Raw genomic sequence first — 14,235 nt, 5'->3', positions numbered from 1 at the left:
GTCATGCTGCCACAGGGGGTGCTCCCCGTCCGACGAGTCGAGCGAGGAGGCCCCGTGCCCGACGACGCACTGCTCCTGGTGGTGAACCGGGCGGCCGGTACCGCGCACGACGAGGCGGTCGAGGCGGCGGTGGCAGAGCTGCGCACCGGCGCCGACGTCGCCGTTGCCGCCACCGGTGACGCCGCGGAGTTGGACGAGGTGCTGCGCGACCACACCGGCCGTCGGGTGGTCGCGCTGGGCGGGGACGGGTCCGTGCACGCGGTGGTGGCCGCCCTCGACCGGGTGGGCCGGCTGACGCCCGAGGACCCCGTCGGCATCATCGCCTGCGGCACGGGCAACGACCTGGCCCGCAGCCTGGGGCTGCCGCTGGACCCGGCCGAGGGCGCGGCCGCGGTGCTGGCCGGCCGGCCCCGCCCGTTGGACCTGCTGCGCGACGACGCGGGCGGGATCGTCGTGAACGCCGTGCACGCCGGGGTGGGCGCCGAGGCGGCCGCCGAGGCCCACCGGCTCAAGAGGCGGCTCGGCGCGGCGGCCTACCCGCTCGGCGCCGCCATCGCCGGGGTGTCCGGCGCCGGGTGGAAGCTGTGCGTCGAGATCGACGGGGAGGTGGCCGCGACCGGCGAGTGGGCCGCCGACGGCCGGCTGGGCGTGCTGATGGTCGGGATCTGCAACGGCTCGACCATCGGGGGCGGCACCCCGCTGGCGCCGGACGCGCGGCCCGACGACGGGGAGGCCGACGTCGTCGTGAGCGTCGCCACCGGACCGGTGGCGCGGGTGGCCTTCGGGACGGCGTTGACCACCGGCGGTCACGTCGATCGGGACGACGTGCTGGTGGCGCGCGCCCGGGAGGTGCGCCTGTCCGGGAGCACCGTCGCCGTCGACGCCGACGGGGAACTCGACGAGATCGCCGTCGCCCGCACGTGGCGGGTGCAGCCCGCCGCCTGGTCGGTCCTCGTCCCGCGGTAGCGGGTCGGGAGCGGCTGCTCAGGCGCGGTTCTCGAGCCGGCGGCGGACGACCGTGGCCTGCTCCGGCGAGCCGATGAGGGCGCCGATCTCGGCCTGCTCGGCGGCCAGCCCCTCGGCGAGCGGCACCCGCCCGGCGAGGTCGATCAGCCGCTTGACCGCCCGGGTGGCGCTGCGGCTGTGCCCGGCGATCTCGCTGGCCAGCTCGAGCGCGGCGGCCAGCGGGTCGGCGGCCTCGCGGGTAGCCAGCCCGAGGCGGACCGCCTCGGCACCCGACACCTTCCGCCCGGTCAGCGCGAGCTCCTTGGCGACGTCGCGGCCGACCAGCTCGGGCAGCAGCTGGGTGCCGCACATGTCCGGCACGATGCCCCACAGGATCTCCATCAGCGACAGCTGCGCGTCGGGCGCGACCAGCCGGATGTCGGCACCGAGGGCGATCTGCAGGCCGCCGCCGAACGCGACGCCCTGGACCGCCGCGATCACCGGGGCGGGCACCAGCGACCACACGTGCACGGCCTGCTGGGCCAGCGCACCCGCCGCGCCCAGCGGCTCCCGGGCGACGACGACGCGCTCGCCGCCCTCGGCCATCGCGGCGAAGGAACCGAAATCCAGGCCGGCGCAGAAGGCCCGGCCGGCCCCGGTGAGCACCACCGCGCCGACGTCGTCCCGTTCCATCAGCCCGGTCCCGACGGCGACGAGCGCCTCGAACATCGCGGGGTCCAGCGCGTTCAGCTTCTCCGGCCGGTCCAGCCGCACCGTCGCCACGCCGTCGGCCACCTCGAGCGCCACCCGGCGCGACACGTCGTTGTCCACCTCCGCTGTCTACGGGCGGCCGGACCGGCGTGTCAACGAGCGCGGTGGGTGGGCCGACGCCCCTGCCTACGCTGCGCCATGACCTCCTTGCCCCGTACCGCTGCCCGGCTGCTGCTCGGCGCGACGATGGTCGGCGCCGGGGTGCTGCACCTGACCACCCAGCGGCAGGAGTTCCAGGCTCAGGTGCCCGGCTGGTTCCCCGTCGACGAGGACCTGACGGTGCTGGGCTCGGGCGTCGCCGAGATCGCGCTCGGTGCGTCCTTCCTCGCGTTGCCGCGGAAGCGGCGGCTGGTCGGGGGGTTGCTGGCGGTGTTCTTCGTGGTGATCTTCCCCGGGAACGTCGCGCAGTACCTCGAGGGCACCGACGCCTTCGGACTGGACACCGACCGCAAGCGCCTCGCCCGGCTGTTCTTCCAGCCGCTGCTCGTGCCGTGGGCGCTGTACGGCGGCGGCTGGCTGCGGCGCGGCCGGAGGCGGGATCGACTCAGCCGACGAGCAGGTCCACCCACGACTCGGTGAGCCAGGACCGGAACTCGCCGACGCCCACCTCGGGGACAGGGCGCCCGGCCTCGGGTGGGCCGGGTCAGAGCTCCCGCCGCAGTCGCATCGTCCAGGGGCGCCCGTCGGGGTCGTAGACCGCGTCGTAGACCGGTGTGATGAGCCAGCGCTTCCACAGCGGCCCGTTGCGCCGGGGGTGGGCACGCAGCCGGCCGGTCGGTCGCGGTCCGCGGCGGCCGCTGTCGTGCCAGGCGTCGAGCGCCGCCGCGGATCGACGCATCGCCGCCACCGCGTCGTCGGCGTGCAGGAGGTCGGCGTCGTCGCCCTCGGCCCGGTCCAGGTGCTCGCGCATCAGGTCGAGCCGCAGCCGGCGGGCGAAGGTCCGTGCGCCGTCGCCCAGGCCACCGGGGTCGACCGGCTCGCGACCGTCGCGCGACTCGTCGAGCACGGCAGCGGTGAGCTCGGAGTCGTGGGTCCACGAGCGCCGGTTGAGGTTCGCGCTGCCCACGGCGGCCCACACGTCGTCGACGATGCACACCTTGGCGTGCACGTAGACGGGGAAGCCGGCCTCGTTCTCCAGGTCGAACAACTGCACCCGCTCGCCCCCGGCGGCCAGCACGGTGCGCCAGGCCGCGTTGCGGCCGCGCAGGGTGGCCGGCCGGTCGAGGCGCCCCTCGCCGTCGACGTGCCGGGGGACGACGGCGATCAACCGCAGCTCCGGGGACCGGCGCAACGCGGCCGCGAAGATCCGCGCGACCTCGCTGGACCAGAGGTACTGGTCCTCGACGTACACCAGCCGACGGGCGCGGGCGAGCGCCTTCGCGTAGCCGTGGGCGATGCTGCGCTCGCCTTCCGGGGCGAAGGGATGCGCAGGGCGGCGGCGGGGGTACGTGCGCAGCAGCTGCACCGTGCAGGTGCCGCTCGGCGCCGGTGGAGGTGACGGCGGCGGGACGGGGTGGACCGGGCGGGCCGCCCCGAGCAACCGGTCGGTCACGCGCTGCCAGGGCCAGCGGACCGGCGGTGCCGGGTCGGCCCACCGTTCCCGGAACACGGTCGCCAGGTCGTGCACCGCGGGCCCGGTCAGCCGCAGCTGGACGTCGTGCCAGGCCGGGGTCGGGCCGTACGCGGCGTTGAACCGCTGCCGCTGCGGGTCGCCGGTGTGCGCCGGCCCGTCCCGGCGGGTCCGGGCCGGATCGATGCCACCGAGGAACGCGACCTCACCCGTCGCGCCGGTGACCGTGACCAGCTTCTGGTGGTGCGACCCCAGGGGTCGCACCCGCGCGTCCAGCACCGCCTCACCCCCCGCCGCGTGCACCGCTCGCGCCAGCTCCCGGTGGGGGCCGAGGGTGAAGCCGAGCGCCGTCGCGTGCGACCGCCACAGCAGCAACCGGACGTCCGCACCGCGGCGGGCAGCGCCGACCAGCGCCGCGGCGAACGGCGGACCGTCGTCGTCGAGCAGCTCCTCCGGCTCGGCGCGCCAACTCGCCAGCAGGACGAGGTCCTCCGCGCCGGCGGCGTCCAGCACCGCGCGCAGCTGCCGGAGATAGGGGCGCCCGTCGACGACCGCGTCCACCGCGTTGCCCTCCCGCCACGCCGGCAGCGTTGTCGCGGAGTTCCCGCGTTGCTCGGCGGTGAGCAGCCACGGGTGCCCGCCGCCCAACCGGCGCACCCAGGGGGGCTCCCGACGCCGGCGCGGCCACAACGGCATGGCGGGCGGATCACTCCTCGGTGCCTGGTCGTGGCGGCCGTTCGGGGACGGCCCTGGCCGGCAACGCGCCTACCCCTGTTCCCGGGCGGGCACACCGGGTGCCGCCGTGCGGGGGTGGGGGACGCGGCGCAGGTGCGCTCACCGATGCCCGGGGCTCGCGCCGGGCCGCTACCGTGCCTCGACCAGCACTCCGGCGAGGAAGTGGGCCAGCTCGTCCGCCGCGTCCAGGGGCAGCACCGCCGCCACGTGCTGGTCGGGTCGCGCGAGAACCATGCAGCCGCGCTCCCGGTCGATGCCCCGCATCGCGAAGACGTTCCCGGCGGCGTGGTCGGGGGAGAAGGCCTTCTCGTAGTCGACCAGCCCGAGGCGGCCCTTCCGCGGCAGCAGCACCGCCGGCAACCGGTCGACGGCCAGCTCGCGGTGCCCTTGCTGGAAGATCGCGCGGACGTCGATCACCGAGTCGGGCTCGGCGCCGTCGGGGGTGTACCGGGCCAGGGGTGAGTTCGCCGACCCCAGGTGTTCCAGCAACGCCCGGGCCCGGGACCCGGGGTCGGCGGGCTCCGTGGAGTCGGCGAAGACGTAGAGCCGCCAGGCGCCGTCGGCCCGGGCCGCGTGCCCCAGCTGCACCGGCTTGGCGTCGGCGACCCGGATCACCGGGGCGGAGTGGAAGCGCATGCCGACCGGGTAGCCCGCGGCGAGCGACTGGTGCTCGGTGCTCCCGGTGATCATCGACGGCGCGTAGCGCGTGGCGACGCCGGCGGTGAACCGGCCCTGCTGCACGAAGTAGCGCTGGAACTCCTCGGGGTCGACGCCGTGGTCGCTCTCGTCCTCCTTCGGTGGCGCGCTGAACATGCGGGCGAACTCGCGGTCGAAGTCGATGAGCTCCTGGGCGATCGCCTGCCGCTCCGCGGAGTAGGTGTGCAGCAGCTCCGGGCGGGCGGTGCCGCGCAGCACCGCGGCCAGCTTCCAGCCGAGGTTCCAGGCATCGGCCATGGAGACGTTCATGCCCTGGCCCGCCTTGGCGCTGTGCGTGTGGCAGGCGTCGCCGGCGATGAAGACGTGCGGCAGGCGCGACGCGGTCTCCTCCGCCGGCACGTCGTCGAACTTGTCGCAGAGCCGCTGGCCGATGTCGTAGACCGACCACCAGCCGACGCCCTTCACGTCGATGGAGTAGGGGTGCAGGATCCGGTTGGCCACCGCGGCGAGCTTCTCCGGCGTGACGGCGCGCCGGTCGCGGAGCTCGCGGTCGGTGACGGCGTCGAGCTCGATGTAGAGCCGGACCAGGTAACCACCCTCGCGCGGGATGATCAGCAGGTTGCCCTGGTTCGCCGAGTGGATCGCCGCCTTCAGCCGGATGTCGGGGAAGTCGGTGACGGCGAGGACGTCCATGACACCCCACGACTGGTTCATCGCGTCGCCGACCAGCTCGCGGCCGATCGCCGTGCGGATGCTGCTGCGCGCGCCGTCGCAGCCGACGACGTACCGCGCCCGGACCGTCGAGACCTCGCCCGTCGCCCGCCCGCCCCGGAGGTGCTGCAGGATGAGGGTGACCGGGTGGTCCGAGGTGCCGCTGGTGTCGACGTCGACGCCGGTGGCGTGCAGCCCGTAGGAGGGCGCCAGCCGGCTGGCCGAGCGGGCCATGTGCTCGCGGAGCCAGGCCTGCATCCGCGCCTGGTTGACGATGACGTGCGGGAACTCCGAGAGCCCGTCCTCGACGTCCTGGACGCGACCGGTCCGCGCGATGCGGGTGCGGTCGGCCGGGTCGGGCCGCCAGAAGGCCACCTCGTTGACCCAGTAGGCCTCCGCGACGAGCTGGTCGGCCAGGCCGAAGGCCTCGAACATCTCGACCGTGCGGCAGGCCACTCCGTCGGCCTGGCCCACCTGCAGGGGCCCGTCCCGCCGGTCGACCACGACGGTGCGGATGTCGGGGAAGGCGGCCAGCTGCGCGGCGAGCACGAGCCCGGCCGGGCCGGTGCCGACGATGACGACGTCCGCCTCGGTGGGCAGTCCCTCCGGCCGGTCGGCGACCGACGGGTGCGGCTCCTCGACCAGCGGGTCGCCGGGCCGGTAGCCGTCGAGGTAGAACTGCACGTCTCGTCCCCTGACATCCGTACGTGTGCTGGTACCGCGACGCTGCCCCACCTCCCGCGGAAGGGAATAGAGTTTTCTGCGGTGAAGAACAAGCCCGCGTACGCGATCGCCTCGGTGGACTCCGCTCTCCTGCTGGCCAGCCTTCTGCAGCAGGAGGGCCCCATGCGGGTGACCGACGTCGCCGGTCGGCTGGGCGTCTCCGCGTCCACGGCCCACCGGCTGCTCGGGATGCTCGTCTACCGGGACTTCGCCGAGCAGCTGCCCGATCGCCGGTACGGGCCCGGATCGGCCCTGCGTCCGGCCACGGCGCCCCCGGCGTCGGTCGCCCTCCTGCGGGACGCCGCCCTGCCGAGCCTGCGGCGGCTCGTCGATGCGGTGGGGGAGACGGCCAACGTCATGCTGCTGGCCGGTCGGGAGGTCCGGTTCGTGGCGACGGTGGAGAGCCACCAGGTGCTGCGCGTTGGCGACCGCACCGGGCGGGCGCTGCCCGCCCACCTCACCTCGGGCGGCAAGGCGGTGCTCGCCGCTCTCGGCGCCGAGCGCCGGGCCGACGTCCTCGCCGGCCTGGACGAGCCCGCGGCCGCCCGGCTGGAGCGGGAGCTGCGCACGGTCCGGCGTCGGGGCTTCGCCCTCAACGACCAGGCGACCGAGGCGGGGCTGACGGCGGTCGGGGTCGCCGTCCCGGCGGCGGGCGGGCTCGACGGTGCGGGGCTCTCCCTGGCCGCACCCTCCGCGCGGTACTCCCGCGACCGGCTGCCGGAGTGGGTCGGCCACCTGGCCGAGGCGGCGGGGGCGGTCGCGCGCGCGCTGGACGCGGGCCGGTCCGACGGCGGAACGGCCGGCGGCCGGCGCTGATCACCCGGCCCGGGCGTCCACCGCGGCCCCGCAGACCGGGCACACCTCGAGCTGCCGGCGTCGCCACCGCAGGACGGGCACGAAGAAGACCGTGAGCTGCCGGAACTGCCGGACCCGGGTCCACCGCGCGGTGTTGCCGCATCGGGGACAGGTGCGGGTCGCCCCCGGGCCCGCGTCCCGCTGCTTGGTCCCGAAGCCGAAGAGGAAGAACATCCCGTCAGCTTGGACGGCCGCTGCGACGCGCGCGCGGCGTCCCCCCGCACCGCCTACCGGCCCGTAGGCGGTGTGACCTGCGCCCAAGGGCTAGGTTCGGACCGGAACACCGGGTCGTCGGCGCAGGGGAGTGGCACGTGGGCAGGTCGGTACTGGTGACCGGCGGTAACCGGGGGATCGGGCTGGCCATCGCCCGCTCGTTCGCCGAGCAGGGCGACTCGGTCGCGGTGACGCACCGCGGCAGCGGCGCCCCCGACGGGCTGTTCGGCGTCCGGTGCGACGTCACCAGCGCCGAGGACGTCGACCGCGCCTTCGGCGAGGTCGAGGAGCACCAGGGGCCGGTCGAGGTGCTGGTGAGCAACGCCGGCATCACCCGCGACGGCCTGCTCATGCGGATGAAGGAGGAGGACTTCGCCGACGTCCTGGACGCGAACCTCACCGCCGCCTACCGGGTCGCCAAGCGCGCGACCCCGAAGATGGTGCGCGCCCGGTCGGGGCGGATGATCTTCGTGTCGTCGGTGGTCGGGCTGCTCGGCTCGGCCGGGCAGACGAACTACGCGGCGAGCAAGGCCGGGCTGGTGGGCCTGGCCCGGTCGATCGCGCGCGAGCTCGGCAGCCGGAACATCACCGCGAACGTGGTGGCGCCCGGGTTCGTCACCACGGACATGACCGCGGAGCTGCCCGAGGCGCGGCAGCAGGAGATCCTGGGCCAGGTGCCGCTGGGCCGGTACGCCCACGCCGACGAGGTCGCCGGCGTCGTGCGGTTCCTGGCGTCGGACGCGGCGGCCTACATCACCGGGGCGGTCGTCCCGGTCGACGGCGGACTCGGAATGGGGCACTGATGGGCATCCTGGACGGCAAGAAGATCCTGGTCACCGGGGTCCTCACCGAGGCGTCGATCGCGTATGCCACCGCGCGGATCGCGCAGGAGCAGGGCGCCACCGTCGTCCTGTCCAACTTCGGCCGCGCCCTGTCGCTGTGCCAGCGGATCGCCAAGCGGCTGCCGCAGGAGGCCGCCGTCGTCGAGCTCGACGTGACGAACACCGAGCACCTGGCCACGCTGGCCGACCGGCTGCGCGAGCAGGGCTTCGACCGCCTCGACGGCGTCGTCCACTCCATCGGCTTCGCGCCGCAGGAGGCGATGGGCGAGGGCTTCCCCGAGGTCGCCTGGGAGCACGCCGCCACCGCGTTCCAGGTGTCGAGCTGGTCCTACGCCTCGCTGACCCAGGCCTGCCGGCCGCTGCTGGCCAACCCGTCCTCGGTGGTCGGGCTGACGTTCGACGCGACCGTCGCCTGGCCGGTCTACGGCTGGATGGGCGCGGCGAAGGCGGCGCTGGAGTCGGTCAGCCGCTACGTCGCCCGCGAGCTCGGCCCGGAGGGCGTGCGGTCCAACATCGTCGCCGCCGGCCCGCTGCGCAGCATGGCGATGAAGTCCATCCCCGGCAGCAAGCAGTTCGAGGAGGCCTGGGAGGGCCGCGCGCCGTTGGGCTGGTCGGTCACCGACACCGAGCCCGCCGGGAAGGCGGTCGTGGCCCTGCTGTCGGACTGGTTCCCCGCGACCACCGGCGAGATCGTCCACGTCGACGGGGGCTTCCACGCCGTCGGCGTGTGAGCGCATCCGGCGACGCCCCGCAACAGGAAGAACCCACGTGCCCCGCGCAATCGTCGACATCGCCCCTGCCGGTCAGCGACCCGACGAGGACCCCTCACTCGCCGTCCGCAACAACGGCGGCGTCGCGCCGTCGGCCGAGCCCGCCCCGCCCGGCCGGCGGGAGGCGCTGCTGCTCCTGTCGTTCGGCGGCCCGGAGGGCCACGACGACGTCATGCCCTTCCTCGAGAACGTCACCCGCGGGCGGGGCATCCCGCGCGAGCGGCTGGCGGAGGTCGCCGAGCACTACCACCACTTCGGCGGCGTGAGCCCGATCAACGACCAGAACAAGGCGCTGCTCGCGGCGCTGGAGGCCGAGCTCCGCTCGGCCGGGATCGACCTGCCGGTCTACTGGGGCAACCGCAACTGGGCGCCCTACGTCGAGGACGTCTGGCAGCAGATGACCGACGACGGCATCCAGCACGCCTACGTGCTGGCGACGTCGGCCTACGCCTCCTTCTCCGGCTGCCGGCAGTACCACGAGGACATCGCCCGCGCCCGGGCCGCGCTGACCGGCGACGCCGCCGCACCGGGCGGGCCGACCGCGGAGAAGCTCCCGCACTACTTCGACGCCGACGGCTTCGTGCGGGCCAACGCCGACGCGCTCGCCGCGGCGCTGGCCGAGCTCCCCGAGGAGCTGCGCGCCTCCGCCCGCCTCGTGGCGACCGCGCACAGCATCCCGGACACGATGGCCGCCGTCGCCGGACCGGAGGGGCACGCCTACGAGGCGGAGCTGATGGCCGCCGCGCAGCAGGTCGTCGACCTCGCCGCCCCGGGCCGGCCGTTCGACCTGGTGTGGCAGAGCCGCAGCGGCCCGCCGTCGGTGCCGTGGCTGGAGCCGGACGTCAACGACCACCTGGAGGCGCTGGCGGAGGCGGGGGAGACCGCCGTCGTCCTCTTCCCGGTCGGCTTCGTCAGCGACCACCTCGAGGTGATCTGGGACCTCGACAACGAGGCGAAGGAGACCGCCGAGCGGCTGGGCCTCGCCTTCGCCCGCGCGGCGACGGCGGGGACGCACCCGGCGTTCGTGACCTCGCTGCGCGGGCTGCTCGAGGAGCGACGCGCCGGGGGCGAGCCGCGCCTGGGCACCAACTGCCCGGCGTTCTGCTGTTTCGTCCCGCCGCGCCCGAGCCGTCCCGCCGCCGGCTGACCCGCTCTGGGGGCCGTGCTCCCGCTCCGGGGGTCCTGCAGGACCCGCAGGGCGCGCGGAACACCCCCAGAGCGTGGCGGGGTCGTGCCCTACCCCCGGTGCAACGGCTGCACGGTGCAGGGCACCGCACGTGGCCGCGGTGTCATCGGGGGACGTCGTTGTACGCGGCGGTGACCGCCTCGCGCACCGCGTCGGAGAGCGGACGCAGGGCGGCGTCGCGGGCGGCGATCTGGGCCTGGTTGACCGCCGCCCCGGGTGCGTCGGTGGTCGCGAGGTCGAGCACGGCCGCCAGCCGCTGCGCCCGCCCGAGCACCGACAGCGCCAGCGGGTCGTGGTCGAACGGCAGGCCGGGGGCCGGCTTGGGGCGTGCCAGGTCGGCCAGCAGCGCGGGGACCTCGGGGTGCCAGCGGGCCAGGTCCAGGTCCGCCAGCGTCCGGGCGGCGTCGGTGACGGCGAGGTCGAGCGCCCCGGAGACCGCGCGCAGCCTGCCCTCGGCAGGCGGCGGCGGGGGCGCCGCACCGTCGAGCGGGAACGCCGTCCAGGTGACGACCTCCGGGCCGGTCCGCGGGACCAGGACCAGCCGGGTCCCGACGGCGGCCTGCCCCGCCTCCAGCGCCGCGGCGGCCAGGCCCGGCACCGCGGGCAGCCCGCGCACGTCGCCGGGTACCGGCAGCACCAGCCGCAGCCGCTGCTCGCCCAGGCCGCGCAGCGCGGTCAGCGCCTCGCCGAGCGGCACCGTCCCGGCGCTCCCGGGCATGCCGGCCACGAGGTGGGCGTGCTCGCCGGTCAGCGCCTCCAGCGTCTCGTCGTAGGAGGCGCGCCCGCCCAGCCAGGCGGTCGTCCAGACCGCGAGCCGGCCGGCGGGGTAGTCGTGCACCGGTCGAGGCTACGTCGGCGCGGCCGGGCCGCCGCGCGGCCTCCCGGGGCTGCGGCTCTGCCAGACTCGGTGCATGGCGTGGTTGCTGTGGTTGATCGGTGCAGGGGCGCTGGCCGTCGGCGAGATGCTCACCCTCGACCTGGTGCTGCTCATGCTCGCCGGTGGCGCAGTCGGTGGCATGACCGTCGCGCTGCTGGGTGGCGCGCTCTGGTTGCAGCTCGCCACCTTCATCATCGTGTCGGGGGTGCTCCTGGTTGCGGTGCGCCCCGTGGCGAAGAGGCAGCTGACCGATCGCACCCCGCTCCAGCTCGACGGCGTCGACACGCTCATCGGCAAGACGGCGGAGGTCTCCGAGCCCGTGGACGCCTCCGGTGGCCGGATCCGGCTCGGGGCCGACGAGTGGAGTGCGCGCAGCCAGCACAGCGCGGAGTCCTTCGGCGTCGGTGAGACGGTGCGCATCCTGCAGGTGGACGGTGCGACGGCGGTCGTCGGCGACGCGCTGGAGTGACGCCTGTCCCCAAGGTGCTGACCCGGGGGATCCGGCAGGGCAGGATCAACGGTGACCCCCGACGAAGGGAGCTCGCCGTGGATGCGGCACTCATCGCACTGATCGTCATCGCCGTGCTCGTGATCATCGTGATCGCCAAGAGCGTGACGATCGTCCCCCAGGCGCAGGCCAAGGTCGTCGAGCGACTGGGCCGGTACAGCCGGACCCTGTCGCCGGGCCTGTCGATCCTCGTGCCGTTCATCGACCGCGTGCGGGCCACCATCGACCTGCGCGAGCAGGTCATCTCCTTCCCGCCTCAGCCGGTCATCACCGCCGACAACCTGCAGGTCGGCATCGACACCGTCGTCTACTTCCAGGTGACCGATCCGCGACTGGCCGTCTACGGCATCGCCAACTACATCACCGGCATGGAGCAGCTGACCACGACCACGCTGCGCAACGTCGTCGGTGGCCTCAACCTCGAGGGCGCCCTGACCGGCCGCGACGGCATCAACAGCCAGCTGCGCTCGGTCCTCGACGGCACGACCGGGCCGTGGGGGCTGCGCGTGGCGCGCGTGGAGATCAAGGCGATCGACCCGCCGCCGTCCATCCAGGACTCGATGGAGAAGCAGATGCGCGCCGACCGCGACAAGCGCGCCATCATCCTGACCGCCGAGGGTGCCCGTCAGTCGGCGATCACGACCGCCGAGGGCGAGAAGGCCGCGGCGATCCTCTCCGCGGAGGGCAAGAAGCAGTCGGCGATCCTCGAGGCGGAGGCCGAGCGGCAGAGCCGGATCCTGCGCGCCGAGGGTGAGCGGGCGGCGCTGTACCTGCAGGCGCAGGGGCAGGCGAAGTCGATCGAGACGGTGTTCCAGGCCATCCACGACGGCAAGCCCGACCAGGGGCTGCTGGCCTACCAGTACCTGCAGACGCTGCCGCAGATCGCCCAGGGCGACGCCAACAAGATGTGGATCGTGCCCAGCGAGTTCAGCAAGGCGCTCGAGGGGCTGGCCAGCCTGGGCGGCGCCGAGGGCGGGAAGTCGTGGATGGACGTCGAGCCGTCCGGCGACGGCGGCGGCCCGAAGGACGGCGGCCTGGACACCAGCAGCTGGTTCGAGTCGCAGCTGCCGCGGGCAGCCGACCAGCCGGAGGCCAAGATCGAGCTGTCGTCGATCACCGACAGCGCCCCGGCGGTGCCGACACCGCCGCCGCTGTCGCAGGTGAAGCAGGACGTGCAGGAGTCCGGTCCCGCGGCGGACCCGCGCAACCGGATCGGCAGCGACGACCCGGACGCCCCGGACGGCCCGGCGCAGCTGCCGCCCTCCTGACGCACCGAACGCCGATGGCCCAGAACTCATGAGTTCTGGGCCATCGGCGTCCACGGCCCTCTTCAGGGGCCCGCCCTGAGCTTGCGAAGGGTGGGGAGAAGAGGGTCCTTAATCCTTGAGCAGGCCCTCGCGGAGCTTGGCCAGCGTCTGGCTGAGCAGCCGGGAGACGTGCATCTGCGAGATGCCGATGTCGGCGGCGATCTGCGACTGGGTCATGTTGCCGAAGAACCGCAGGATCAGGATCCGCCGCTCCCGGGCCGGGATGGTGGCCAGCAGCGGCTGCAGCGACTCGCGGTACTCCACGCCCTCCAGCGCCGCGTCCTCCTCGCCCAGCGTCGCCGCCAGGGTGGGGGAGTCGTCCTCACCGGAGAGCCGCTCGTCCAGCGAGCTGCTCCGGTACGCGTTGGCGACGGCGAGCCCCTCCAGCACCTCGGCGCGGGGGATGCCCAGATGCTCGGCCAGCTCGCTGGGGGTCGGGGCCCGGCCGTTCTTCTGCGCCAGCTCGCCGACGGCGGCGTTCAGCGACAGGTGCAGCTCCTGCAGCCGGCGCGGTACGCGCACCGACCAGCCCTGGTCGCGGAAGTGCCGCTTGATCTCGCCGGTGATCGTCGGGACGGCGAACGAGAGGAACTCCACGCCCCGTGTCGGGTCGAACCGGTCGATCGCGGCGATCAGCCCGAGCGTGCCGACCTGCAGCAGGTCGTCGAAGGGCTCGCCGCGGTTGCTGAACCGCCGGGCGAAGTGCCGCACCAGGGGCAGGTGCTCCTCGACGAGGATCTCGCGCAGCCGTTCCCGGCGGGGGTCGTCCTTGTCGAGGGTGGCCAGCTCGGCGAACAGCGGCGCCGTGCGCTCGGCCCGGCGCCGGTTCTCCGACAGCGGTGGCGCATCGGGCTCGGGGGCGGCCGGCGGGCCGGGGAGGCCGGGCGCGGGCTCGTCCGGGGTCTCGACCGGCTGCTCGGCCGAGGGGTCGACGGGCGTGCCTTCGGTGGCGTCCAGGGGTTCCTCCTCGATGGAGTCGGCGGCGGCGGCCGACCTGGTCACCGGGCCACCGAGAGGTTCTCGTCGCCCACGCCCGCCGGGTGCTGCCCCGGCAGGTACTTGGCGAGGGCGATCACGGCGACCGGCGAGTCGCTGCCGGTCCCGCCCGGGACCTCGCGCTCGGTGGAGCGCCGGCCCTCGACCGAGTCGACCAGGGCGGCGAGGACCGCCCACCCGAAGCCGTCGGTGGGGACCTCCGTGCCGTCCGCGGTGGGCACCCAGGCGTTGATGTGCAGGCCGGCCCGCGTGGTCTCGAAGACGACCGTCAGCGGCGCGTCCCCCTGGACGATCGTCGACAGGGTGGCGCAGGCCTCGTCGACCGCGAGACGGAGGTCCTCCACCGCGTCGAGGTCGTAGTCCATCCGCATCGCCAGGTCACCGGCCATGGCCCGGACCGCGGGCAGCTGGGTCGCGGTGGTGGGCACCCGCAGCTCCAGTCGCTCCGCACGCCGTCCGTCCTGCGCGAGGGGGGCCCTCGAATCGACCATCCGTCGTCCGCTCCTTCGTTCCCGGCGCACTCGACCTTCGAGCCGCGGTGGTGCCCCGTGCCGGTCGGCCCGGCCACC

General features: G+C 74.7%; 15 protein-coding genes. 8 read left to right on the top strand and 7 right to left on the bottom strand.

Going from position 1 to position 14,235, the window contains the following annotated elements; genetic code table 11:
• Positions 1 to 54: 54 nt before the first annotated feature.
• Entirely contained in the window at positions 55 to 966 is a 912-nt protein-coding gene (locus tag ACI8AG_RS19515; RefSeq protein ID WP_456598337.1) for a diacylglycerol/lipid kinase family protein, read from the top strand.
• Between the two features lie 18 nt (positions 967 to 984).
• Here ACI8AG_RS19515 and ACI8AG_RS19510 read toward each other — a convergent pair whose 3' ends face one another.
• Positions 985 to 1,776 carry a crotonase/enoyl-CoA hydratase family protein gene (locus ACI8AG_RS19510; protein WP_456598336.1) on the bottom strand — a complete coding sequence of 264 codons (792 nt, stop codon included), beginning with the start codon at positions 1,774 to 1,776 and terminating at the stop codon, positions 985 to 987.
• A gap of 78 nt (positions 1,777 to 1,854) precedes the next feature.
• On the opposite strand from ACI8AG_RS19510, the gene ACI8AG_RS19505 reads away from it, so the two are divergent.
• Positions 1,855 to 2,295 (top strand): DoxX family protein, encoded by a 441-nt coding sequence (locus ACI8AG_RS19505; RefSeq protein ID WP_456598335.1) that lies wholly within the window; start codon positions 1,855 to 1,857, stop codon positions 2,293 to 2,295.
• 64 nt (positions 2,296 to 2,359) lie between these two features.
• Here the strand turns inward: ACI8AG_RS19505 and ACI8AG_RS19500 are convergent, their stop codons facing one another.
• The gene (locus tag ACI8AG_RS19500; protein WP_456598334.1) at positions 2,360 to 3,943 is read right to left on the bottom strand and encodes a phospholipase D family protein; all 1,584 of its coding nucleotides are present in this window, start codon (positions 3,941 to 3,943) and stop codon (positions 2,360 to 2,362) included.
• 207 nt (positions 3,944 to 4,150) lie between these two features.
• Complete coding sequence (locus ACI8AG_RS19495) at positions 4,151 to 6,073, bottom strand: FAD-binding monooxygenase (protein ID WP_456598333.1); 1,923 nt, start codon at positions 6,071 to 6,073, stop codon at positions 4,151 to 4,153.
• Between the two features lie 81 nt (positions 6,074 to 6,154).
• On the opposite strand from ACI8AG_RS19495, the gene ACI8AG_RS19490 reads away from it, so the two are divergent.
• Positions 6,155 to 6,928, top strand: coding sequence for an IclR family transcriptional regulator (locus tag ACI8AG_RS19490; protein WP_456598332.1), 774 nt, complete (start codon positions 6,155 to 6,157; stop codon positions 6,926 to 6,928).
• Here the strand turns inward: ACI8AG_RS19490 and ACI8AG_RS19485 are convergent, their stop codons facing one another.
• The gene (locus ACI8AG_RS19485; protein ID WP_456590494.1) at positions 6,929 to 7,141 is read right to left on the bottom strand and encodes a zinc-ribbon domain-containing protein; all 213 of its coding nucleotides are present in this window, start codon (positions 7,139 to 7,141) and stop codon (positions 6,929 to 6,931) included. It lies immediately after the preceding gene.
• A gap of 155 nt (positions 7,142 to 7,296) precedes the next feature.
• Here ACI8AG_RS19485 and fabG point away from each other — a divergent pair, with 155 nt between their 5' ends.
• The 3 genes from fabG to ACI8AG_RS19470 are packed head-to-tail and all read left to right on the top strand — an operon-like array spanning position 7,297 to position 9,939.
• Positions 7,297 to 7,983, top strand: a complete 687-nt coding sequence (fabG, locus tag ACI8AG_RS19480) for a 3-oxoacyl-ACP reductase FabG (protein WP_456598331.1) — start codon at positions 7,297 to 7,299, stop codon at positions 7,981 to 7,983.
• Positions 7,983 to 8,753: an enoyl-ACP reductase FabI gene (gene fabI / locus ACI8AG_RS19475; protein WP_456598330.1), complete on the top strand. Its 771-nt coding sequence runs from the start codon at positions 7,983 to 7,985 to the stop codon at positions 8,751 to 8,753. Before fabG ends, fabI begins: the two co-directional genes overlap by 1 nt.
• 37 nt (positions 8,754 to 8,790) lie before the next feature.
• Entirely contained in the window at positions 8,791 to 9,939 is a 1,149-nt protein-coding gene (locus ACI8AG_RS19470; protein WP_456598329.1) for a ferrochelatase, read from the top strand.
• A gap of 142 nt (positions 9,940 to 10,081) precedes the next feature.
• On the opposite strand, the gene ACI8AG_RS19465 is transcribed toward ACI8AG_RS19470, so the two are convergent.
• Positions 10,082 to 10,816, bottom strand: a complete 735-nt coding sequence (locus ACI8AG_RS19465) for a hypothetical protein (protein WP_456598328.1) — start codon at positions 10,814 to 10,816, stop codon at positions 10,082 to 10,084.
• Positions 10,817 to 10,889: 73 nt separating this feature from the next.
• On the opposite strand from ACI8AG_RS19465, the gene ACI8AG_RS19460 reads away from it, so the two are divergent.
• Together ACI8AG_RS19460 and ACI8AG_RS19455 are read left to right on the top strand one after the other, a co-directional pair.
• Complete coding sequence (locus ACI8AG_RS19460; RefSeq protein WP_456598327.1) at positions 10,890 to 11,324, top strand: NfeD family protein; 435 nt, start codon at positions 10,890 to 10,892, stop codon at positions 11,322 to 11,324.
• Positions 11,325 to 11,401: 77 nt separating this feature from the next.
• Complete coding sequence (locus tag ACI8AG_RS19455; protein WP_456598326.1) at positions 11,402 to 12,631, top strand: SPFH domain-containing protein; 1,230 nt, start codon at positions 11,402 to 11,404, stop codon at positions 12,629 to 12,631.
• 108 nt (positions 12,632 to 12,739) lie between these two features.
• On the opposite strand, the gene ACI8AG_RS19450 is transcribed toward ACI8AG_RS19455, so the two are convergent.
• On the bottom strand, positions 12,740 to 13,672 hold the full coding sequence (locus ACI8AG_RS19450) for an RNA polymerase sigma factor SigF (RefSeq protein WP_456598325.1): 933 nt from the start codon (positions 13,670 to 13,672) through the stop codon (positions 12,740 to 12,742).
• On the bottom strand, positions 13,669 to 14,157 hold the full coding sequence (locus tag ACI8AG_RS19445; protein ID WP_456590486.1) for an ATP-binding protein: 489 nt from the start codon (positions 14,155 to 14,157) through the stop codon (positions 13,669 to 13,671). The genes ACI8AG_RS19450 and ACI8AG_RS19445 overlap by 4 nt, the downstream gene beginning before the upstream one ends.
• Between the last annotated feature and the right edge of the window lie 78 nt (positions 14,158 to 14,235).

Source organism: Blastococcus sp. SYSU DS0552 (assembly GCF_054050815.1).
This window is presented reverse-complemented; position numbering and strand designations above follow the sequence as displayed.